Source organism: Allobosea sp. (genome assembly GCF_017308015.1).
Lineage (GTDB): Bacteria > Pseudomonadota > Alphaproteobacteria > Rhizobiales > Beijerinckiaceae > Allobosea.
Window position 1 is genome coordinate 31470 of the sequence record NZ_JAFKFW010000026.1, and the last position, 21817, is coordinate 53286.

The following is a 21817-nucleotide window of genomic DNA, read 5'->3' on the forward strand; positions in this document are numbered from 1 at the left end:
GGGATAAGGCGGGCGGGCGCCCGGTGGCGCTCGTGTTTCAATGCCGGACCGCACAGGGCCCGAGAGGCGGGCCCCGGCTTTCGGGGAAAGCCGGGGCGGCAGGCGCTCAGTTCGTCGTCGCGATCTTGATCTCGCCGGGCTGCGGCGTCACCGGAACGCCCGGGCGGACCATCGGATTGGCATTGCCCCCGACGATCACCTTGTCCTGCGCCGTGAGGCCGGCGCGGATCACCCTGAGGCCGTCGCTGAGGGGGCCGAGCACGACCGGCTTCGGCACGACCTTGTTCTCCGGACCGACAGTCAGCACGATCTTGTTGGCCTGGTCCGAGGCGATGACCGTGTCCGGCACGAGCAGCGCCTCCGACTCGCCGGCGAAAAAGCGCAGGCGGCCGAAGACACCGGGCGTCAGGAACTGGTCCTTGTTCTCGAACACGGCGCGGCCGCGGATCGTTGCCGAGCGCGCATTCAGCGCGTTGTCGAGGAAGTTGACCTTGCCGCGGCGGCCCCATTTCGGCTCGTCGGAGAGACGAACCTCGACGACTGTCCCGCTGTCCTTGGCGGCTTCCTCGCGCGGGTTGCTCATCCGGGAATAGCGCAGGAAGTCAGCCTCCGAGACGTCGAAGGTGAAGTAGATCGGCGCGACCGCGACGATGGTCGTCAGCAGCGAGGCGCCAGACTGGCCGCCGGCGATGAGGTTTCCCGGGTCGACGCGGCGGTTCGAGATGCGCCCGGCGAGCGGGGCGCGGACCTCGGTCCATTCGAGGTTGAGCTCGGCATTCTTCAGGTTCGCCTCGGCGCCCTGCAGGGAACCGACCGCGCTGTTCAGGTTGGCGCGGCGCTGGTCGACGTCGCGCGCGGTGATCGTGCGGTTCTGCGTCAGGCCTTCGGCGCGCTCGACTTCGTTCTGCGCGAGCTCGACCTGAGCCTTGGCGCGGGCGACTTCGGCACGGGCCACGTCGACGGCGAGTTTGTAGGGCCGCTGATCGATGGTAAAGAGCAGGTCGCCCTTCTGGACGAGCGAGCCGTCGCGGAAATGCACCTTGTCGATAAAGCCGGAGACGCGGGCGCGCACGTCGACCTGTTCGCTGGCCTCGAAGCGGCCGGTATACTCGTCCCAGTTGGTGATGCGCTTGGCGAGCGGATTGGCGACCTGGACCGGAGGGGCAGGCGGAGCTCCCTGGGCGGCCGCGTCGAGGCCCGTCAGGGCGGTCGACGTGAGGGCGGCGGTGAGCACCAGACCGACGAAACGGCTGCGTGACATGGCGGAACTCCGGGGTAACGAGCCGGCACAACCAGTGGGGGTTTCCGGCATTGTGCGCAAGAAGGGGTGGCGAGTGACGAATGTCAAGAACCATCACCCGTCAATGGGCGCGATATTGCACCACATAGGCCACATTCCCGCCATCTGGTTGCAGGAGCGCAACGCGGCGGGAGGTTTCGGCCTCTTCCGAGGGCCGCCGAAGCGCAACGGAAGCTTGCCGCCCGCCCGCCGACATCGTAACGCGTAGGCCACCAATTCAGCCGGAAGAGACCAGATGAACGCGCATGCCCGCCCCGCCGACCCGAAGAAGCTGATCAAGGGCGCGACCGGCGACTGGGAAATCGTGATCGGCATGGAGATCCATGCCCAGGTCACCTCGAATGCCAAGCTGTTCTCCGGCGCCTCGACCGGTTTCGGCGCCGAGCCGAACGCCCATGTCAGCCTCGTCGACGCGGCCATGCCCGGCATGCTGCCCGTCATCAATGCCGAATGCGTGAAGCAGGCTGTGCGGACGGGCCTCGGTCTCAACGCGCAGATCAACAACCGCTCGGTCTTCGACCGCAAGAACTACTTCTATCCGGACCTGCCGCAGGGCTACCAGATCAGCCAGTACAAGAGCCCGATCGTCGGCGAGGGCGAGATCGTTGTCGATCTTTCGCCGACGGAGCAGATCACCGTCGGCATCGAGCGGCTGCATCTGGAACAGGACGCCGGCAAGTCGATTCATGACCAGCACCCGACGATGAGCTTCGTCGACCTCAACCGCTCGGGCGTCGCGCTGATGGAGATCGTCTCCAAGCCGGACCTGCGCTCGGCGGACGAGGCGAAGGCCTATGTCTCGAAGCTGCGCACCATCTTGCGCTATCTCGGCACCTGCGACGGCGACATGGAGAAGGGCAATCTCCGCGCCGACGTGAACGTCTCCGTGCGCAAGCCCGGCGATCCGCTCGGCACGCGCTGCGAGATCAAGAACGTCAACTCGATCCGCTTCATCGGCCAGGCGGTCGACACAGAGGCGCGCCGCCAGATCGGCATCATCGAGGATGGCGGCACGATCGACCAGGAAACCCGCCTCTACGATCCCGGCAAGGGCGAGACCCGCTCGATGCGCTCCAAGGAAGAGGCGCATGACTATCGCTACTTCCCCGATCCGGACCTGCTGCCGCTCGAATTCGACGACGCCTTCGTCGAGAGCCTGAAGGGCGCGCTGCCGGAGCTGCCTGACGCCAAGAAGGCGCGTTTCATAGCGACCTACGGCCTCTCGCCCTATGACGCCTCGGTGCTGGTCGCCGAGCGCGAGCAGGCCGATTACTTCGAAGAGGTTGCCAAGGGCCGCGACGGCAAGGCCGCCGCCAACTGGGTCATCAACGAGCTCTTCGGCCGCCTCAACAAGGAAGGCAAGGATGTCACGGCTTCGCCGGTCTCGGCCGCGCAGCTCGGTGGCCTCGTCGACCTGATCGGCGAGGGCGTCATCTCCGGCAAGATCGCCAAGGACCTGTTCGAGATCGTCTGGACCGAGGGCGGCGACCCCCGCCAGATCGTCGAGGCCCGTGGCATGAAGCAGGTTACCGACACTGGCGCCATCGAGAAGGCGGTCGACGAGATCATCGCGGCGAACCCCGACAAGGTCGAGCAGGTCAAGGCCAAGCCGACCATGCTGGGCTGGTTCGTCGGGCAGGCCATGAAGGCCTCGGGCGGCAAGGCCAACCCGCAGGCGCTCAACGAGATCCTTAAAGCAAAGCTCGGCATCGAGTGATCATGTGACGCCCGCCGATCTCGTCATCCGCGATGCCGAAGCCGCCGATCTCCCGGCGGTCAGGGCGCTTTTGGTCGAGACCTGGCACGCCACCTATGACGGGATCTATGGCTGGCAGCGCGTCGCCGAGATCACCAATGCCTGGCACTCCCTCGATAACCTCAAGGCGCAGCTCGGCCGCGACGAGGGCGTCTTCCTCGTCGCGCTGGTCGGCGAGGAGATCGTCGCCACGGCCTCCGCCCGGCAGGAACGCGACGGCGCAGCGTTGCTGACACGGCTTTATGTCCTGCCGAACCGGCAGGGCGTCGGCATCGGGCGTACCTTGCTGCAGGTCGCGCTCGCCTGCTTCCCGGAGGCACCGGTGGCGCGGCTCGAAGTCGAGACCCAGAACGAGACGGCCATCACCTTCTACGAGCGCATGGGCTTCTTCCTGCAAAGGCAGGCGCGCTTCGACGGGCGCGACGACACACCCAACACCCTGCTGATGGCGAAGCGCCTCTTCGTCGACTGAGCGGGCCGCCAACGAACGAGACAGGACTATGACGAAAACCGACGCTTCCGTCATCCGCATGCGAGAGGCTGTCCGAGCCGATGTAGCGCGTGTCGCGGCGCTCATCATGCATGGTGCTTCGGTGCAGAAGCGCACGCTCGAGCAGATCGCGGCCGAGGCGCAGGACCCGGCCTATCTCGAGGCTTTCGACGTGATCGCGGCCAACCCCTGCAATACGCTCTTCGTCGCCGAACTGGACGGCACGGTGGTCGGTACCTACCAGATCACCATCCTGCCGGGCATGGCCGAGCGCGGGCGTGTCCGCGCCAAGATCGAGAGCGTCCATGTCGCTCCAGAATGCCGCGGTCGCGGCATCGGCGCGACCATGATGCGCCATGCGATCGCCTTCGCGACGGAGAAGGGCGTCGGCCTCGTCGAGCTGACTTCGCAGAAGGCCAGGCCGGAAGCGCATCGCTTCTATAACAGCCTCGGCTTCGTGCAGAGCCACGAGGGCTTCAAGATGGCGCTCTCGTCCTGAGCGCACCCGCCGTCAGGGCATGGCGCGGTCGCGCGGGGAGCGCACCGCAGCCTCTTCCGAGGCCTTCGCAAGCTTCCTAGGTTCGATGGCGAGGCCTCCCGCCTGAAAGGAAGCGAGCAATGTCCGCAGCCCCCGCCAAGCCGATCGAGCTCCATTACTGGCCGACGCCGAATGGCACAAAGATCACCATCATGCTCGAGGAGTGCGGGCTGCCCTACACGATCGTCCCGGTGAATATCGGCAAGGGCGACCAGTTCAAGCCGGACTTCCTCGCGATCTCCCCGAACAACCGCATGCCGGCGATCGTCGATCCCGACGGGCCGGACGGCAAGCCGATCTCGGTCTTCGAATCCGGCGCGATCCTGCAATATCTCGGCCGCAAGACCGGCAAATTCTATCCGCATGACGAGCGTGCCCGCATCGAGGTCGACGAATGGCTGTTCTGGCAGATGGGCGGCTTCGGCCCGATGCTCGGCCAGACCCATCATTTCCGCCTCTATGCACCCGAGCCTGTGCCCTACGCGATCGATCGCTACACGAACGAGGCCAACCGCCTCTACGGCGTGCTGAACAAGCGCCTCGAAGGCCGCGACTATATCTGCGGCGACTACTCGATCGCCGACATCGCCTGCATCGGATGGGCTCGCGGTTGGGAAAAGCAGGGCCAGGATCTCAAGCAGTTCCCGAACGTCGCCCGCTGGCTGGAGACGATGCAGGCGCGCCCGGCCGTGCAGCGCGGGCTGAAGGTCGGTGAGGACTTGCGCAACCCCGCCGGCATCAGCACACCCGAGGAAAAGGCGATCCTCTTCGGCCAGAAGGCGCGTTGAGCGCACGCAGGCACCACGTCATGGTCGGGCTTGTCCCGACCATTCAGTTCTTCGCTGGTGCTAGCCCGTGTTCGAGACGTGGATGCTCGCCACAAGGGCGAACATGACGTCGAGCCTCAGTTCGACCGGTTCCACTTCACCGAGCGGCAGATCAGCCCGCCCATGACGCAGCCGGCCGTGGTCAGCATATTGCCCGAGAGCGTCATCGTGCCCGAATAGGTCTTGCCGTCCTCCGGGTTGAAGGCGCTGCCGCTCCATTTGTTCGCGCCGTTCGGCTTCATGTCGTAGAAGATGCGCTGGCCGACCTTGGCCGGCCCGTTCGTGTCCTTGAGCCAGGAGAGCGAGCCGCAGAGTGCCTCGCCGCATTTGCTGAAGCGCACGCGCGAGGCGCCGGTGTCGCGCTCCCAGGTGCCGACCACCTCTTGCGCCGCCGCGGCCGAGGCGCAGGCCAGCAGGCCGAGCACCGCAAGGGCCGCAAGCTTCGATCCGGTTCCGTGATGCATCCGTTCCTCCCGCATTCGACCCGCGATGTCTATATGGTTCAGATATGAACCATATCCGGGAACTGGCGCGCCTCCAAGTTGCAGCAACGGAAGAGGTTTCCACTGCTTCCGCTGCGCAAGGTGAATCCATTCTCAACAGGCACGGGCGTGACGTAGGATCAGGTAGTTGAAATGATTATATTTTTCGGAATTCTGAGATGAATCCTTCGTTGATTTAACCGCCTGATTACGTCTCGTTGAGACTCGATTCATCGCGAAATTTAGGACGCATTTTAAAGATCGGACCCACTCTCGCATTCATCAGCCGGGGCCTTTGGACGGGTGGCCGGCACAACGACAAGAGGGTGGTTGTCATGGCACGCATGGAGATGAGCGCTGTTCCCGCTTCGCTGGTGATCCCGGCGGAGGTGTCTGCTGAAGCCTATTGCGAACTCGGGCTGATGCACGCTTCGGGGCGGGCAGGGGCCGTCGATCTGGTCAAGGCGCAGATGTGGTTCAATGTCGCCTTTGCCCGCGGCTGTGCTCGGGCGGCGACGCACCGCCAGGAGCTCGCGCTGGAAATGGATCGCGATCAGATCGCCTCGGCTCTGCGCGAGGCTCGCGCTTTCCTGACGCGGCACTGAGGCCACGCGCGGATCCGCACGGATGGCGCCTGCGGTGCTGTTCAGAATGCCGCGATACCGCCGGAAGGCGGGGGCTGGTTGCCCCTGCGCTCCCGGGTGATGGAACCGGGCGTCACGAGCAGGATCTGACAGAGCAGCGCCAGGCAACTGGCGAAGGCGAGACCAATGAGCAGCATAGGCAGGCTCCTTGTCGTCAACGCCTCAATCTAACATCGAATTGATCCGCCGGCTCATCGGTTTCGGGCATGACGGTCCTGCGCACGAGCCTTGTGAGGTACGAAGGCGGCAGCTATAAGCGCGCCGCATTTCCTTTTTCCGTACCTCTTCCAAGGATCGATCGATGGCTGTCCAGCGTACCTTCTCCATTCTCAAGCCCGATGCGACGAAGCGCAATCTCACCGGCGCGGTCAACGCGGTCATCGAGAAGGCTGGCCTGCGCATCGTCGCGCAGAAGCGCATCCAGATGACCAAGGCCCAGGCCGAGACCTTCTATGCCGTGCACTCGGCCCGCCCGTTCTTCGGCGAGCTCGTCGAGTTCATGACCTCCGGCCCGGTGGTCGTGCAGGTGCTGGAAGGCGAGGATGCCATCGCCAAGTACCGCGAAGTGATGGGCGCCACCAACCCGGCCAACGCTGCCGAGGGCACCGTCCGCAAGCTCTTCGCTCTTTCGGTCGGCGAGAACACCGTGCACGGCTCGGACGCGCCGGAGACCGCCGCGATCGAGATCGCGCAGTTCTTCTCGGGCAACGAGATCGTCGGCTGATTTCAGCCACCTGCTGAATAAGCGAAAGGCGGGCCGGAAACCGGCCCGCCTTTTCTTTTGCCTGTTGCGCGCCGTGGCGGGGCTGAGCCCCGTTTCGGCGCGGCGGCTCCTCAGAGCCCGAAGGAGTAGTTCGTTCCCGTGTCGAACGAATAGCTCGCCGACAGGCCGAAGGTGAACGAATCGCGCGAGCCGAACGGCCGGACGATCGGGGAGCGCGTCGCGTCGCCGACCAGGCGCTTGTACTCGACATAGGCCGTCGTCTTGAGCTGGTCGGACCAGTTATAGGTCACCTGCGCCAGGGCGCCGACCGAATGGACGCCGGCATTGTAGCGCTGCAGGAGGCCGCCCGTGCCGGGCATCGCACCACGGGTGCCGAAATAGGTCCGGATATAGTCGGCCGAAGCGATCCGCATGCGCGGGCCTACGCCGAGCGTCCAGCTGCCGACGGTGGAGAAGGCGTCGAGCTTGAAATCGGCGACGACGCCGTCATGGGCGACGACGCCGCGGCGAAGGTCGACGCGGCCGCGCAGCCAGGAGGTCGGATAGAACTCGACGAAGCCGCCGAGCTCGGCCCCGAATTTGGTGGCGGGCACGGCGACCAGGGCGGGATTGACCTTGGCCGAGCGCTTCCAGAGCAGATCGCCCGAGAAGCCGATGCGCCAGCCCTGGCCTGAGAAGACACCGATGCTGAGCATTGCGTCGTCCTCGGCGCTCCACCACGTGCTCTTCAGGCCCTTGCCCAGCGAGATGATCGGGCGGGCCCGGAAGACGTAATCGTCAGAGCCGGTATAGTCGGGCTGATAGCGCACGCCGGCACCCAGCGTGATGTACCAGTTCTGCGCCGACTGGGGCGAGGTCAGGGTCGAGTAGTCGCTCGACTGGGCCTGGGCTTGGCCCGGCAGCGACAGGGCGAGGCAGGCCGAAAGACCCGCCAGATACGCAACGCAACGCATAATCCAGAACTCCGACGCTATGGCGTCTCCGATAGGCGATGCCCGCAATCTGGCGGACGAGGTTTAATGCGCGGTTAAGGTTCCCATTTCGTTATCCTGAGGGATATCAATGCATTAAGGTTGGAGCCCCGTGAGCGAAGGGGGCGTCGCAGTATCCCTCCCGCGTTCCCCGTGATTTTACAGGAGCTTCCGACGCGGCGCCGCTGCCTGGAGCGGAGCGCGTCCGGCAGCCTTTCGGAGGGCGAATATGGCGGGAGGCAGCGTGTGGCCATGCGCCCCGGCAGTTCGATTACCGCGTGTTAATCGATGGTGGGGAGAATGATCGCGCGGCCGGAGATGATGGTCGTAGGCACTCCAGAAGGGGCGGCGATCATGGAATTGGCGATCCTCTGGCTGCTCTGCGCAGCCGTGTTCCTCGAACTGGCCGAGAGCGCCCCCGAGATCGACTAGCTCTCGCCCAGGATCAACCAGGCCGCCCAACCCAGGAAGACGATCCAGGCTGCCATGGTGATGGTGATAGCGCTCATGAGCAGCAGGCTCATGAGCTTGCTTCCGGGCTTTTCCGCGTCCTTGGGGAGGCCGGAAGCCGGGGACTGCCGTTCGAGATCGTCCATCACATCGCGCCACACTAATCAGGTGCCAGGGCGCCGCTGCGCGCCAGGCGGTTCGCAAGAGGCTCGGCTCGGGCGGGAGGAGCCGTACGGCTCCCGCTTTTTCTCGAGCTCCCCGCATTGACGGTGCCGGGAGGCGGCGGGCAACTCCCAAATGGGTATGGTTGGACGGGGCGGGGCGCCGGGTTGGCTTTCCGCTGCTTGGGCGCCGACGGGCGTGGTCGATCTGGCGCAGTGGACGCACCGCCGATGAAATCGGCAGTCTGGCCATGGTGCGCCTCTTGACCTCGGCGCCGCTCTATGACCATGCCGGGATACGGGCTCGGCATCGTGGTCTTCGCTGCGCTCCGTTCTCGAAGGACAGGCGGAATCATGAAGATGCGGCGGATGGGTGCGGTCGTTCTGGCCGGTGGACTGTCGATTCTGGCGAGCGTCTCGGCCTATGCCGCGAGCAGCTCGACGACCCTGCCGCCCCCCGACCCGACGGCGAAGAACCTCACCCCTTACATGATCCAGTTGCGTGCTTTCGATGCCTGCCTGATCACGCAGTCGCAGCTTCTCGGTACGACGCGCGAGGCGGTTCACAGCCCCTGCAGCTGCTACGCCAAGGGCACGGTCGGCGCGATGACCAAGGACGAAATCCAGGCTTTCCGCGACACCGGCTATTTCAATGACTCGGCACGCCAGAAGGGCCTGCAGTTTATCGACCAGTGCAAGTTGAAGCGCCCGTTCTGAGCAGGCTGCCGTGCCGGCCTAGCGGCGCGGCCGCGCTCGACAAGCACGCCTTGCTGCTGACAGACTGCTGACAGAAACTGTCAGCGCGGCTGAGCCATTCTGCCGCAGTTCCAGATCATCGCCCGTTCGATCGTTTCGGTCGAACGGCATGGGTGCTGGACTGGAGACGAGTGGGGAGACGCCGCCGTGCAGCGCGCTGAACGATTGCTCGACATGATCCAGAGCCTGCGTCGTCGCAGGCGCCCCGTGACGGCTGAGACGCTGGCCTCGGAGCTCGACGTCTCCGTGCGCACGGTCTATCGCGATATCGGCGCGCTGGTGCGTCAGGGCGTGCCTGTGCGCGGCGAGGCCGGCATCGGCTATGTGCTCGATGCGGGCTTCGACCTGCCGCCGTTGATGCTCTCGCCCGACGAGATCGAGGCCGTGCTGGTCGGCATGCGTTGGCTGAGCGAGCGGGCGGATCCGGTTCTGGCTCGTGCCGCCGAGGATGTCGTCAGCAAGGTCGCGGCGGTTCTGCCGCCTCATTTGCGGCCGATTCTGCTCGACGGCGCCCTGTTCGCGGCGTCCCATCCGGGCGATGTGCCGGCCGATCAGGTCGATGTCGCGGCCGTGCGCGCCGCTATCCGTAACGGGCGCAAGCTTTCGATCCAGTACAGCGACGAGAGCGGCCATGCGACGCAACGCATGATCTGGCCGATCGGCATGACCTTCTACGAGCGCGTGCGGATAGTCATCGCCTGGTGCGAGCTCAGGCAGGCCTTCCGCCATTTCCGCACCGACCGCCTGACCGGTCTCGTCGCGCTGGAGGAGCGTTACCCCGCCCGCCGGGCCGATCTCTTCCGCCGCTGGCAGAAGGAGGAGGAGAGGGCGAAGGAGGAATGGGAGCGCTGCAAGCGCGAGGGCGGCGGTCTGCCGGCGAGCGCCGAAGGCAGTGTAGCGGCCTAGCGACGGATGACCACGCTGCCTTCGAGTTTTGCTCGACCCGAGGCAACCTCCGCCACCGCCGCCGGATAGAGCTTGTGCTCCTCGACGAGGACGCGTTTGGCCAGCGTCTCCTCGTCGTCGCCGGGCTGGACCGGCACCTTCGCCTGCAGGATCACCGGTCCGGCATCGAGTTCCGGCACGACGAAATGCACCGAGCAGCCATGTTCGGTGACCCCGGCTTCCAGCGCCTGCCGATGCGTATGCGTGCCCTTGAACAGGGGCAGCAGCGAGGGATGGATATTGATCATCCGCCCTTCCCAGCGCGCCACGAACCAGGGCGTCAGGATGCGCATGAAGCCGGCGAGGACAAGCAGCTCGATCTGGTTGACGCGGAGTACTTCGTCGACCGCCCGCTCGAACGCCTCGCGATCCTTGCCGAAGGGGCGGTGATCGACCGTCGCCGTGGCGATGCCGAAGCCGCGTGCCCGGTCGAGCCCCGCGACATCGGGAATATTGGAGATGACGAGCGCGATCTCGGCAGGGTAGTCCGGTGCCTGCGCCGCTTCCGCCAGCGAGACCATGTTGGAGCCGCGCCCGGAGATCAGCACCCCGACGCGCTTGCGGGGAAGGGCGTCGCTCACAGCGCGAGCTTGCCGCGATAGCCGACCTGCTCCTCAGCCGCAGCGACCGGCACGATCTCACCGAGCTTCACCGGTGCTTCGCCGGCGGCTTTCAGCGCGGCGAGCACTTCGTCTGCCTTGTCGGCCTGCGCCGCGACGATCATGCCGATGCCGCAGTTGAAGGTGCGAAGCATCTCGCGCTCGGCGACGCCGCCGATCCTGGCGAGCCAGCCGAATACCGCCGGAACCGGGATCGCGGGCAGGTCGAGCGCGACGCCGAGCCCTTCGGGCAGCACGCGCGGGATATTGTCGGGGAAGCCGCCGCCGGTGATATGCGCCAGCGCCTTGATGCCGTCGGTCGCCTTCAGCGCCTGCAGCAGCGGCTTCACATAGATGCGGGTCGGTTCCAGCAGCGCCTCGGCAAGGCTCTTCTCGGGGGCGAAGGGAGCGGGCGCCTCCCAGCCGAGGCCGCTGACCTCGACGATGCGGCGAACGAGCGAGTAGCCGTTCGAGTGCACGCCGGAGGACGGCAGGCCGAACACCACGTCGCCGGGCTTCAGGTCCTCGCGCGGCAGCAGCGTGCCGCGCTCGGCGGCGCCGACGGCGAAGCCGGCGAGATCATAGTCCTTTTCGGCATACATGCCGGGCATCTCGGCGGTCTCGCCGCCGATCAGGGCGCAGCCGGCCTGTCGGCAGCCATCGGCGATGCCGCGCACGATCTCGACGCCGACCTTCGGATCGAGCTTGCCGGTGGCGTAATAGTCGAGGAAGAGCAGGGGCTCGGCGCCCTGGACGATCAGGTCGTTGACGCACATCGCGACGAGGTCGATGCCGATCGTCGAGTGCAGCCCGCTCTCGATCGCGATCTTCACCTTGGTGCCGACGCCGTCATTGGCCGCGACCAGGATCGGGTCGCTGAAGCCCGCGGCCTTGAGGTCGAACAATCCGCCGAAGCCGCCGATCTCGGCATCGGCGCCGGGCCGGCGCGTGGCGCGCACCAGCGGCTTGATCTGGTCGACCATGGCATTGCCGGCGTCGATATCGACGCCCGCCTGCGCATAGGTCAGTCCGTTTGCGCCGGGCTTGCTCATTGCGTTTCGCCTTCCTTGCTGCTCGCGCGAGCGATAGGCAAGCGGGCCGCGGCTGGCAAGGCGTATGCAGACGCTTTGTTGGTTTCTCACAGACCAACCTGCGGCACCTCGGGCGGGCGGAGGGCGGCCCGGGATCCAAGCCGGGGCGCTTCGGCAGAGCCCCGGGCATGGCTCCGGGTCGGCGCGGCCTTGCCGCCTGTCCGGTTGAGCGCGCGGAAAAGCGATGCTGTGGCGGGCGTTCCTCTGGCGTCGTGCGGTGCTTTGGGCGAAGCTTCCGTCATGACGATCCCCAACCTGATCACCATCGGCCGCCTGTTTCTGGTGCCGCTGGTCATCGTCATGATCGTCGGCGCGAACTGGCAGGTGGCCTTCATCCTCTTCGTCGTCGCAGGCATCTCGGATGCGGTCGACGGCTTCCTGGCCAAAAGCTGCGGCATGGCGAGCGAACTCGGCGCCTGGCTCGATCCGGCCGCCGACAAGGCGCTCATCGTCTCGATCTACATTACGCTCGCGATCGTCGGCGCGATCCCGGTCTGGCTCGTCGTTCTCGTCGTCGCGCGCGACCTGATGATCGTGGCGGCGGTGATCCTGTCCTGGCTGCTCGACAAGCCCCTGACGATCGCGCCCATCGTCATCAGCAAGTTCAACACCGCCGCGCAGATCGGCTTCGCCGCGCTGGCCCTGGGTTCGCGCGCCTTCGGCATCGAACTCGGCGTGTTGGCACAGGCCTGTGAACTCCTCGTCGCTCTGTTGACGGTCGCCTCGATGACGGCCTATCTCGCCTTCTGGCTGCGCCATATGGCAGGTTGACCGGGCTTTGTTCGCCATTGCGGCTTGGAACCGCGGGCCGTGATGCACATGTGTCTTGTCCTGCCGTTAGCAGACACGAGAGAGGCTGATCGATGACGTTGCAGCGCCAGATCGGCTTCTGGGTCGCCTCCCTTCTCGTCTTCGTCCTGTTTCTCGTGGTGCTGCGGGACGTGCTCCTGCCCTTCATCGCGGCGCTGGCGCTGGCCTATCTGCTCGATCCGCTCGCCGACAGGCTGGAGCGCATGGGCATGAACCGGCTGGCCGCGACGATCGTCATCCTCGTCATCTTCCTGCTCATCTTCGTGCTGGGACTGGTGCTGCTGGCGCCCTTGCTCGGCCAGCAGCTCGCCGGGCTCGTCGCCCGCCTGCCGGGCGATGCCGCCAAATTGCAGGCGCTGCTGCTGGAAAAGGGCGCGCCCTGGCTGGAACGCTTCGGCGGCGCCGACCTGACCAAGGAAGCCCAGAACTCGCTCGGCAATCTGGTCGGCGACGGCATGAAATGGGTTGGCGGCCTGCTGCAGTCGCTCTGGAGCGGCGGCACCGCCATCGTCGGCGTGTTCTCGCTGCTGGTGCTGACGCCGGTCATCGCCTTCTACCTGCTGGTGGACTGGGATCGCATGGTTGCGACGGTCGATAGCTGGCTGCCGCTCGATCATCGCGACACCATCCGCAGCCTGCTGCACGAGATGGACATGGCGATCGCAGGCTTCCTGCGCGGGCAGGCGCTGGTCTGCGTGCTGCTCGGCGGCTTCTACGCGATCGGGCTCAGCCTGATCGGCGTCAATTTCGGCGCGCTGATCGGCATCATCTCGGGCTTCCTGTCCTTCATTCCCTATGTCGGCTCCTTGACCGGGCTGGTGCTCTCGGTCGGCGTCGCGACAGTGCAGTTCTGGCCGGACTGGACCTGGCCGGTGGCGACTCTCGGCGTCTTCTTTGCCGGGCAGTTCCTCGAAGGGAACATCTTCCAGCCGAAATTCGTCGGCGATTCCATCGGCGTGCATCCGGTCTGGCTGATGTTCGCGCTGCTCGCCTTCGGTTCGCTGTTCGGCTTCGTCGGCCTGCTGCTGGCGGTGCCGCTCGCAGCTGTCATCGGCGTGCTCTGTCGCTTCGCCTTGCGGCAATATCTCGCCAGCAACCTTTATCATGGCGGCGATGCCACCCGCGCAGCGGCTGCGAAGGCGCGCATCGACGCCGACGCCTGAGCCGTCCATGTCCGATGTCCCCCCGCGTCCGCGCCAGCTCGCCTTCGATCTGCCCGTCGACAGCCGCCATGGCGTCGAGGATTTTCTGGTCGGCGCCTCCAACGAGACCGCCTATGGCCTGATCGAGCGCTGGCCGGCCTGGCCGGAGGCCTGGCTGCGCCTGACCGGGCCTGAAGGCGCCGGCAAGACCCATCTTGCCGCGATCTGGGCCCGGGCCGCCCATGCCTGGACGATTTCCGCCAGGGAGTTGAACGAGGCTCAGGTGCCGCATCTCGTCTCCGGCGGCGCCCTGGTGATCGAGGACTGCGATGCCGGCGTCCTCGACGAGCGCGCCCTGTTCCATCTGATGAACGCGATCAAGGCCCGCGGCGGCTCGCTGCTGCTGACGGCGCGAAGCGCGCCCGATCTCTGGGGCTTGAGCGTGCCGGATCTGTTGTCGCGTTTGAGGCTCGCCCCCGCTGCGACGATCGAGCCGCCGGATGACGGCCTGCTGCGGGCGCTGCTGGTCAAGCTCTTCATCGACCGCCAGCTCGTGGTCGATATCGCCGTTATCGATGCGCTCGCCATGCGGATGGAGCGCTCCTTCGCCGCGGCGCGGCAGGTGGTCGACCGGCTCGACAGGCTGGCGCTCGAACGCGGCCGCCGGGTGACGCGCCCGCTGGTTCAGGAAGCGCTTGCGGAACTGTTCCCGCAGGATTCGGCTTGAACCCGGTCGAATCTGCGCAGGCCGCATGCTTCAAATCATGTCGCTTGTCATCGAACCGTCGCACTAGAATGGCTTCAACGGCAGCATGAGCGGAAAGACGACCAGGACGCGAGTGAAGCGCATGACCCTCGACACGGTGATCGACGAGTCGGAGAAGCTCTCCAGCGAGGCTGATGCGGCGCCCCTGCGCCAGCAGCCCGAGCGTTTCATGAACCGCGAGCTCTCCTGGCTCCAGTTCAACCGTCGCGTCATGGAGGAAGCCTCGAATCGCAGCCACCCGCTGCTGGAGCAACTGCGCTTCCTCTCGATCTCGGCCAACAACCTCGACGAATTCTTCATGGTCCGCGTCTCCGGCCTGCGCGAGCAGCTCAAGGCCGGTGTGGTCACCCGCAGCCAGGACGGCCTGACGCCGGCCGGCCAACTCGTCGCCATCGGGGAGGCGGTCGCGGCGCTGACCGCCGACCAGCAGGCGCGCTGGGCTGAACTCCGCCACGACCTGCACGAGAATCGCATCCACCTGCTCCGGCCGGCCGATATCGGCTCGCAGGACCGGATCTGGCTGGAGGATTACTTCCTCAACTACATCTTCCCGGTGCTGACGCCGCTGGCGATCGACCCGGCCCATCCGTTCCCCTTCATCCCCAATCTCGGTTTCACCATCGCGCTCGCGCTGGAACGCAAGAGCGACGGGCGCCAGCTCGACGCGCTGATCCGCGTGCCCACCAAGATCGACCGCTTCATCGAATTGCCGGATCTGGCGCGCGAGGGCCTGCATCGCTTCATCGCGCTCGATGACGCCGTCTCGCTGTTCATCAGCAAGCTCTTCCCAGGCTACGAGGTGAAGGGCGCCGGCTCCTTCCGCATCATCCGCGACTCCGATCTCGACATCGAGGAGGAGGCGGAGGACCTCGTCCGCGTCTTCGAGACCATGCTGAAACAGCGCCGGCTGGGCGTCGTCATCCGGCTCGAACTCTCGACCGGCATGCCCGACCATCTGCGCCGGATGATCGTGCGCGAGCTCAAGGTCGACAGCGACGAGGTCGTCGAGGTCAATGGCATGATCGGCCTGAACGAGCTCTCGCAGCTCGTCGGCGTCGATCGGCCGGACCTGAAGTTCAAGCCCTACAATGCCCGCTTCCCCGAGCGTATCCGCGAGCATGGTGGCGACTGTTTCGCCGCGATCCGCCAGAAGGACCTGCTCGTCCATCACCCCTATGAGAGCTTCGACGTCGTCGTGCAGTTCCTGCAGCAGGCGGCGCGCGACCCCAATGTCGTCGCGATCAAGCAGACGCTCTACCGCACCTCGGCGAACTCCCCGATCGTCAAGGCGCTTACGGAAGCGGCGGAGGCCGGCAAGTCGGTCACCGCGCTGGTCGAGCTCAAGGCCCGCTTCGACGAGGAAGCGAATATCCGCTGGGCCAAGGAGATGGAACGCGCCGGCGTCCAGGTCGTCTACGGCTTCATCGAGCTCAAGACCCACGCCAAGCTGTCACTGGTCGTGCGCCGCGAGGCCGGTCAGCTCGTCAGCTACTGCCACATCGCGACCGGCAACTATCATCCGATCACGGCGCGCATCTACACCGACGTCTCCTTCTTCACGGCCGATCCGGTGATCGCGCAGGACGTCGCCCGCATCTTCAACTTCATCACCGGTTATGCCGAGCCAGCCGGGCTGGAGCGCATGGCGGTCTCGCCGACCAGCCTGAAGCAGCGCCTGCTCGCCGACATCGCCGAGGAGGTCGCCCATGTGAAGGCCGGTCGCAAGGGCGCAATCTGGGGCAAGTGCAACTCGCTGGTCGACCCTGAGATCATCGACGCGCTCTATGACGCGAGCCAGGCCGGCGTCGAGATCGATTTCGTCGTTCGCGGCATATGCTGCCTGAGGCCGGGCGTGCCCGGCCTCTCGGAGAATATCCGCGTCAAGTCGATCATCGGCCGCTTTCTGGAGCATACCCGCATCTACGCCTTCGGCGCCGGCCACGGCATGCCGTCGCCCAAGGCCAAGGTCTACATTTCCTCGGCCGATCTGATGCCGCGCAACCTCGATCGCCGCGTCGAGGCGCTGACGCCGATTCTGAACACGACTGTGCATCAGCAGTTGCTGGATCAGATCATGTTGGCCAACCTGCTCGACAACGAGCAGAGCTGGACGATATTGCCCGATGGCGGCTCGCGCCGCATTGTCCTCGCGCCGAACGAAGAGCCGTTCAATGCGCATAAGTACTTCATGACGAACCCGAGTCTGTCCGGACGTGGAAAATCGCTCTCAAATTCGAGTCCCCGCTCCCTCTCGCGCCGAGGGGGACGCAAGGCCTGAGCTCAGGCATGCGCCCGGACGGCTCGCGCTCTCCCATACCATTGCCATCGTCGATATCGGCTCGAACTCTGTCCGTCTCGTCGTCTACGAAATGCTGGCCCGTGCTCCGGCACAGGTCTTCAACGAGAAGGAGATGGCGGGCCTCGGCCGGCAGGTCGCCTCGACCGGCCGTCTTGCCGACGATGCGATCGCCAAGGCGATCAATGCGCTGGTGCGCTTCCGCATCCTCTGCGAGGCGATACAAGTCGGCCAGCTCCGTGTCATCGCCACCGCGGCGGTGCGCTACGCCAGCAACGGGCCCGATTTCATCGCCCGGGCCGAAGATGCGATCGGCCAGCCGATCGAACTGATCTCGGGCGGACGCGAGGCCGTGCTGTCCGGCCTCGGCGTCATCTCCGGCTTCGATCGTCCGGACGGGGTCGTGGGCGACCTGGGCGGCGGCAGCCTGGAGCTGATCTCGGTCAAGGATGGCGGCGTGGGGCAGGGCGCCAGCGCCCCCATCGGCGGCCTTGCCTTGCTCGACCGCTCGAAGGGGTCGCTCAGGGCGGCCGAGAAGATCGTCAAGGACGAGCTCGACAAGCTGCCGCAACTCTCGGCCATGAAAGGGCGCGATTTCTACGCGGTCGGCGGCACGTGGCGCGCGCTCGCGACGCTGCATCAGCATCGCGCCGCCTATCCGCTGAACGTGATGCACGGCTATGCCGTGCCGACGCGTGATGTCGCCGATTTCATCAAGCTGGTCGAGCGCGCCGATGCCTCGGTGCTCGACGCGATCGATTCGGTATCCTCGGCTCGCCGTCCGCTGCTCGTCTACGGCGCGCTCGTGCTCGACGAGCTGATCAAGCGGGGCAAGCCGCGCGGCATCGTCATTTCGGCGCAGGGGGTGCGCGAAGGCCTGCTGCACGAGCAGCTCTCGCCGGAGGAGCAGAATACGGATCCGCTCCTGCAGGCCGCCCGCGACTACAACCTCTTGCGCGCGCGGGATCCGCGCCATGCGGCCGAACTGATCGCCTGGACCGGCGGCATTCTCGAAACCGCCGGCCTGCCGCAGGACGAACCCTCCGGCCGGCTCGTCGAGACCGTCTGCCTGCTGTCCGATATCGGCTGGCGTGCCCATCCCGACTATCGCGGCGAGCAGAGCATGAACGTGATCGCCCATGCCTATTTCACCGGCATCGACCATGTCGGGCGCGCCTTCCTGGCGCTGACCATCTTCCACCGCTATGCCGGGATGAAGGCGAACTCGCCGGCCGCGGCAGGGCTGAAGACGCTGCTACCGCCGGCTGTTCTGATGCGGGCGCTGCTGATCGCCGCGATCTTCCGCGTCGCCTACCTGCTCTCGGCCGGCATGGCGGGCATCCTGCCGCGCATTCCGGCCGCCTGTGTCGACAACCGTCTGCTGCTGCGCTTCCCCGGTGATCTCTCGGCTTTGGCGAGCGAGCGTGTCGAGGGCCGGCTCAAGCAGCTTGCGAAGCTGCTCGGCCGCGACTTCGAGATCGGCAAGCTCTAGCGGCCGTCGCGGCGGCATCGAAATGTGCCGCTGTCATTCCGGGACGTTCCTGCACGAAGCCCCGGAATGAAAAAGGGTACGCCGATTTACCCTACGGCGCGCAAGCGCGCGAAACCGGCATCGAGATCGGCCTTGAGATCTTCGATATCCTCGAGGCCGATATGGATGCGGATCGTCGGCCCCTTGAAGCCCGGCGTCGTCGCGGTCCGGTAGTCCTTGCAGTCGAAGGGCAGGACGAGGCTCTCGTAGCCGCCCCAGGAGGCGCCGATGCCGAACAGGGTCAGGCCGTCGAGCATCGCGCCGACGGCCTTCATCGAGACCGGTTTCAATTCGAAGGTGAAGAGCGAGGAAGCGCCGGTGAAGTCCCGTTTCCAGATCTCGTGCCCCGGCGCGCCCGGCAGGGCAGGGTGCAGGACGCTGGCGACCTCGGGCCGCCCTTGCAGCCATTCGGCGATGGCGATGCCGGCCGGCATCTGCTCCTTCAGGCGGATCGCCATCGTGCGCATGCCGCGCAGCGTCAGGAAGGCGTCCTCCGGGGCTACGATGAGCCCGAGCTGCTTCCAGGTGTCGCGCAGCGCCTTGAATAGCTCCGGCGTCCGGGCCGAGACGGTGCCGATCAGCACGTCCGAATGCGCGGCGTAATATTTGGTGCCCGCCTGTACCGAGAGGTCGACGCCGAACTTGTGGCTGTCGAAGAACAGCGGCGTGGCCCAGGTGTTGTCCATGGCGACCAGGATGTCGCGCTCGTGCGCGGCGGCGACGATCGCGGGAATGTCCTGCATCTCGAAGGTCTGCGAACCCGGCGCCTCGGTCCAGACCGCCTTGGTGTTCGGCTTGAACAACGTGGCGATATCGCCGCCGATCAGCGGGTCGTAATAGGTCGTCTCGACCCCCATCCGCTTCAGGAACGTGTCGCAGAAGGTCCGCGTCGGCCGATAGACGCTGTCCGTCACCAGAACGTGATCGCCGGCCGAGAGCATCGCAAGAAAGGCGAGCGTGCAGGCCATCAATCCCGATGACGTCACGACGACACCGGCGCCGCCCTCGATCGTGTTGGCGGCGGCGATCAGCGCGTCGATCGTCGGGTTGCCGTCGGTGCCGTAAGTGTAGCGCGCCTTGCGCACGAGGAAGTCTTCGGTGTTCGGATAGACCACCGTCGAGCCTCGTACGATAGGCGGATTGACAAACCCGTAGCTGTCGGCGGGGTCGCGGCCCGCCAGCACGAGGCGCGTGCGCTCGCCGAGGCGCGCAAATTCAGGCGAAGTCAGCTTTTTCATGAGAAGGCACGGCTAAAAAGGGGAGAAAATGTGGCCGGGCTTGACCACTCCCCACAAACTTGCATGTGATGTATGCAGGGAACAAGGGGCTGTTCATGCGTATGGCGGTTGCTTGACGCTCATGAGTCGCTCTGGCAATCGACGTGAGGATATGGGGACGCCGCGCGGAAGCGGGACGAACCGAGCGGCAAAAAATGCCGCCGGCGGCGGGACCAGAAGTATCTTCCGGCGTCAGCCGGATCAGGGGTTCCAACGGGAGAGTATCGATGAAGAAGTTTGTAGCAGCCGCCCTCGTAGCGGGGATCGGTATGGCGTTGTCCGCGACCGGGGCCTCGGCCCAGGCGACGCTGGCGCAGGTCAAGCAGCGCGGCATCCTCAATTGCGGCTCGAATACCGGCCTTGCCGGCTTCGGCGTGCCGGATGCGCAGGGCAACTGGAAGGGGCTCGACGTTGACCTCTGCCGGGCTATCTCGGCGACAATCTTCAACGATCCCAACAAGGTGAAGTTCATCCCGCTTTCGGCGAAGGATCGCTTCACCGCGCTCCAGTCGGGTGAAGTCGACGTCCTCGTCCGCAACTCGACCTGGACGATGACGCGCGACGCCTCGCTCGGCCTGCTCTTCACCGGCGTGAACTATTATGACGGTCAGGGCTTCCTGGTCCGCAAGAAGCTCGGCGTGAATTCTGCGCTGCAGCTCAACGGCGCCTCGGTCTGCACCCAGCAGGGCACGACGACCGAGCTCAATCTCGCCGACTACTTCCGCGCCAACAACCTCAAATACGAGGTCGTCGCCTTCGCCAGCTCCGACGAGACGGTCAAAGCTTATGATGCCGGCCGCTGCGACGCCTTCACCACTGACGCCTCGGGCCTCTATGCCGAGCGCCTGAAGCTGACGAACCCCGACGACCATCTCGTCCTCCCGGAGATCATCTCCAAGGAGCCGCTCGGCCCGTCCGTCCGCAACAATGACCCGCAGTGGTTCAACCTGGTGAAATGGACCCATTTCGCCATGCTGAACGCCGAAGAACTCGGCGTCACCCAGGCGAATGTCGACCAGCAGTTGAAGTCCGACAACCCGGAGATCAAGCGCCTGCTCGGCACCGAGGGCAAGTTCGGCGAACAGGTCGGCCTGACGCCGGACTGGGTGGTCCGTATCATCAAGCATGTCGGCAATTACGGCGAATCCTTCGAGCGCAACGTGGGTCAGGGCTCGCTGCTCAAGATCGCTCGCGGCCAGAACGGTCTCTGGACCAAGGGCGGCCTGCAATACGCCCCGCCGGTTCGCTGAGAGGCTTGCGGGGCGCCGGTCTGACCGGCGCCCCGTTTCCGCTTTGCATGTCGCACCGAGGCGTCGTTCGTCGATGGCGCGCCGGATCTGACCGTTAGATTATCGCGCAGTGCGGTTTCCGTTGCTGTCCAGGGCCTTTCCGTGATGGAAAAAGCCAGGTGCTGCCCTGTTTCGCGACGGCCTTCACTGTCATGGCGCCCTGCGTGCCGGGCAGTGGACGAGCTGTCTCTGAGAACGGTCCGCTGGGCCGGATTCGATCCGGATCTCTGTCGGGCAGCTGCGGCCGCGGTCTTCGACCGCCCCGAGAAGGTTACGCTCATCCCGTTCATGTCGAAGGACTGTTTCACCGCACTGCAGGCGGATGAAGTCGACCTTCTGTCGCAGACAGCGGCCTGCACGGGGCAGGGCGCTGCGAAGGAGTTCGATATCGCCGACTTCGTCCTGAACCATGAGGCCGTGATCTTCAGGGCCGGCGAGAAGGCCGTCGATGCCAGCCACCGACGCGACGCCAGCGGCCATCGCCGCACCGGTTTCGCGACCCGGTGGATGAAGTCTTCGACGCCGCAGGAGCCTGTCGTTCTGTCCGGGACGATCTCGAAGGGCCCGGCGGCGCTGAGCCACCCTGAGCGGCCGGATATCCGCCGGCCGTCCGGTATCGGGGGAGATTTCGGTGCGGCGCTGGGTCTCGATCGCAATCGGGCCTATCGTATTCCGCACCATGCCGGCAATTATGGTGAATCTTTTCGAGAGAAGCCCCGGTCGGGGCTCGCCTCCGAAGATCGAACGTGACCAGAATGCGCCGTGGCCTCGGACCGGTCCGCATGACGCTGCGCGGATCGGCTGAAGAGGGCCGGGTCAAACCGGGCCGGAAAAATGAAACGGAGCCGGAAGGCTCTGCGCGAGATGAAGCCGTGAGGCATGGTCCGGGTCGTTCGGCCCGGAACTTGCTGGCTAGCCGAGAGTGGGACGAACCCGCTCCGGACAGGGGAACGACATGAAGAACGTCATCGC

At 65.7% G+C, this 21817-nt stretch carries 23 protein-coding genes; 16 read left to right on the forward strand and 7 right to left on the reverse strand.

The window, feature by feature from the left end; all coding sequences use genetic code 11:
* Positions 1 to 106: 106 nt before the first annotated feature.
* Positions 107 to 1261, reverse strand: coding sequence for an efflux RND transporter periplasmic adaptor subunit (locus J0I42_RS19325; protein WP_291657192.1), 1155 nt, complete (start codon positions 1259 to 1261; stop codon positions 107 to 109).
* A gap of 274 nt (positions 1262 to 1535) precedes the next feature.
* Here J0I42_RS19325 and gatB point away from each other — a divergent pair, with 274 nt between their 5' ends.
* The 4 genes from gatB to J0I42_RS19345 all read left to right on the forward strand — a co-directional run bounded on the left by gatB (position 1536) and on the right by J0I42_RS19345 (position 4872).
* Positions 1536 to 3017: an Asp-tRNA(Asn)/Glu-tRNA(Gln) amidotransferase subunit GatB gene (gatB, locus tag J0I42_RS19330; RefSeq protein ID WP_291657194.1), complete on the forward strand. Its 1482-nt coding sequence runs from the start codon at positions 1536 to 1538 to the stop codon at positions 3015 to 3017.
* A 4-nt stretch (positions 3018 to 3021) separates the two neighbouring features.
* Positions 3022 to 3528, forward strand: a complete 507-nt coding sequence (locus J0I42_RS19335) for a GNAT family N-acetyltransferase (RefSeq protein WP_291657196.1) — start codon at positions 3022 to 3024, stop codon at positions 3526 to 3528.
* 28 nt (positions 3529 to 3556) lie between these two features.
* The gene (locus J0I42_RS19340; protein ID WP_291657198.1) at positions 3557 to 4045 is read left to right on the forward strand and encodes a GNAT family N-acetyltransferase; all 489 of its coding nucleotides are present in this window, start codon (positions 3557 to 3559) and stop codon (positions 4043 to 4045) included.
* Between the two features lie 119 nt (positions 4046 to 4164).
* Positions 4165 to 4872: a glutathione S-transferase N-terminal domain-containing protein gene (locus J0I42_RS19345; protein ID WP_291657200.1), complete on the forward strand. Its 708-nt coding sequence runs from the start codon at positions 4165 to 4167 to the stop codon at positions 4870 to 4872.
* Between the two features lie 116 nt (positions 4873 to 4988).
* Here J0I42_RS19345 and J0I42_RS19350 read toward each other — a convergent pair whose 3' ends face one another.
* A complete protein-coding gene (locus tag J0I42_RS19350) occupies positions 4989 to 5375 on the reverse strand; it encodes a DUF2147 domain-containing protein (protein ID WP_291657202.1) in 387 nt (128 codons plus the stop codon).
* A gap of 353 nt (positions 5376 to 5728) precedes the next feature.
* On the opposite strand from J0I42_RS19350, the gene J0I42_RS19355 reads away from it, so the two are divergent.
* A complete protein-coding gene (locus tag J0I42_RS19355; RefSeq protein ID WP_291657204.1) occupies positions 5729 to 5998 on the forward strand; it encodes a sel1 repeat family protein in 270 nt (89 codons plus the stop codon).
* Positions 5999 to 6039: 41 nt separating this feature from the next.
* On the opposite strand, the gene J0I42_RS19360 is transcribed toward J0I42_RS19355, so the two are convergent.
* A complete protein-coding gene (locus J0I42_RS19360) occupies positions 6040 to 6174 on the reverse strand; it encodes a hypothetical protein (protein ID WP_291657206.1) in 135 nt (44 codons plus the stop codon).
* A gap of 164 nt (positions 6175 to 6338) precedes the next feature.
* On the opposite strand from J0I42_RS19360, the gene ndk reads away from it, so the two are divergent.
* On the forward strand, positions 6339 to 6761 hold the full coding sequence (gene ndk / locus J0I42_RS19365) for a nucleoside-diphosphate kinase (protein ID WP_257731749.1): 423 nt from the start codon (positions 6339 to 6341) through the stop codon (positions 6759 to 6761).
* 110 nt (positions 6762 to 6871) lie between these two features.
* Here ndk and J0I42_RS19370 read toward each other — a convergent pair whose 3' ends face one another.
* Positions 6872 to 7714 carry a MipA/OmpV family protein gene (locus tag J0I42_RS19370; RefSeq protein ID WP_291657212.1) on the reverse strand — a complete coding sequence of 281 codons (843 nt, stop codon included), beginning with the start codon at positions 7712 to 7714 and terminating at the stop codon, positions 6872 to 6874.
* A gap of 318 nt (positions 7715 to 8032) precedes the next feature.
* On the opposite strand from J0I42_RS19370, the gene J0I42_RS19375 reads away from it, so the two are divergent.
* From J0I42_RS19375 to J0I42_RS19385, 3 genes are all read left to right on the forward strand, one after another.
* Positions 8033 to 8164, forward strand: coding sequence for a hypothetical protein (locus tag J0I42_RS19375; protein WP_291657214.1), 132 nt, complete (start codon positions 8033 to 8035; stop codon positions 8162 to 8164).
* Between the two features lie 533 nt (positions 8165 to 8697).
* Positions 8698 to 9060 carry a hypothetical protein gene (locus J0I42_RS19380; RefSeq protein ID WP_291657216.1) on the forward strand — a complete coding sequence of 121 codons (363 nt, stop codon included), beginning with the start codon at positions 8698 to 8700 and terminating at the stop codon, positions 9058 to 9060.
* Positions 9061 to 9246: 186 nt separating this feature from the next.
* Positions 9247 to 10005, forward strand: coding sequence for a helix-turn-helix transcriptional regulator (locus tag J0I42_RS19385; RefSeq protein WP_291657218.1), 759 nt, complete (start codon positions 9247 to 9249; stop codon positions 10003 to 10005).
* On the opposite strand, the gene purN is transcribed toward J0I42_RS19385, so the two are convergent.
* Both purN and purM read right to left on the reverse strand, forming a co-directional pair.
* Entirely contained in the window at positions 10002 to 10625 is a 624-nt protein-coding gene (gene purN / locus J0I42_RS19390; protein WP_291657220.1) for a phosphoribosylglycinamide formyltransferase, read from the reverse strand. The two genes, J0I42_RS19385 and purN, sit on opposite strands and share 4 nt — an antisense overlap.
* Positions 10622 to 11695: a phosphoribosylformylglycinamidine cyclo-ligase gene (gene purM, locus J0I42_RS19395; RefSeq protein WP_291657223.1), complete on the reverse strand. Its 1074-nt coding sequence runs from the start codon at positions 11693 to 11695 to the stop codon at positions 10622 to 10624. The genes purN and purM overlap by 4 nt, the downstream gene beginning before the upstream one ends.
* A 279-nt stretch (positions 11696 to 11974) precedes the next feature.
* Here purM and J0I42_RS19400 point away from each other — a divergent pair, with 279 nt between their 5' ends.
* From J0I42_RS19400 to ppx, 5 genes are all read left to right on the forward strand, one after another.
* Positions 11975 to 12505: a CDP-alcohol phosphatidyltransferase family protein gene (locus J0I42_RS19400; RefSeq protein WP_291657225.1), complete on the forward strand. Its 531-nt coding sequence runs from the start codon at positions 11975 to 11977 to the stop codon at positions 12503 to 12505.
* Between the two features lie 92 nt (positions 12506 to 12597).
* Positions 12598 to 13707 (forward strand): AI-2E family transporter, encoded by a 1110-nt coding sequence (locus J0I42_RS19405; RefSeq protein WP_291657227.1) that lies wholly within the window; start codon positions 12598 to 12600, stop codon positions 13705 to 13707.
* A gap of 7 nt (positions 13708 to 13714) precedes the next feature.
* Entirely contained in the window at positions 13715 to 14413 is a 699-nt protein-coding gene (locus J0I42_RS19410) for a P-loop NTPase family protein (RefSeq protein ID WP_291657229.1), read from the forward strand.
* 121 nt (positions 14414 to 14534) lie between these two features.
* Positions 14535 to 16730 (forward strand): RNA degradosome polyphosphate kinase, encoded by a 2196-nt coding sequence (locus J0I42_RS19415; protein ID WP_291657230.1) that lies wholly within the window; start codon positions 14535 to 14537, stop codon positions 16728 to 16730.
* Positions 16666 to 18240: an exopolyphosphatase gene (gene ppx, locus J0I42_RS19420; RefSeq protein WP_291657231.1), complete on the forward strand. Its 1575-nt coding sequence runs from the start codon at positions 16666 to 16668 to the stop codon at positions 18238 to 18240. Before J0I42_RS19415 ends, ppx begins: the two co-directional genes overlap by 65 nt.
* An 86-nt stretch (positions 18241 to 18326) precedes the next feature.
* Here the strand turns inward: ppx and metC are convergent, their stop codons facing one another.
* Positions 18327 to 19517: a cystathionine beta-lyase gene (gene metC, locus J0I42_RS19425; protein ID WP_291657233.1), complete on the reverse strand. Its 1191-nt coding sequence runs from the start codon at positions 19515 to 19517 to the stop codon at positions 18327 to 18329.
* A 266-nt stretch (positions 19518 to 19783) separates the two neighbouring features.
* Between metC and J0I42_RS19430 the strand changes: the two genes are divergently transcribed.
* Together J0I42_RS19430 and J0I42_RS19435 are read left to right on the forward strand one after the other, a co-directional pair.
* Positions 19784 to 20806 (forward strand): amino acid ABC transporter substrate-binding protein, encoded by a 1023-nt coding sequence (locus J0I42_RS19430; protein ID WP_291657234.1) that lies wholly within the window; start codon positions 19784 to 19786, stop codon positions 20804 to 20806.
* Positions 20807 to 21133: 327 nt separating this feature from the next.
* Complete coding sequence (locus J0I42_RS19435) at positions 21134 to 21595, forward strand: hypothetical protein (protein ID WP_291657235.1); 462 nt, start codon at positions 21134 to 21136, stop codon at positions 21593 to 21595.
* The last annotated feature ends 222 nt before the right edge of the window (positions 21596 to 21817 follow it).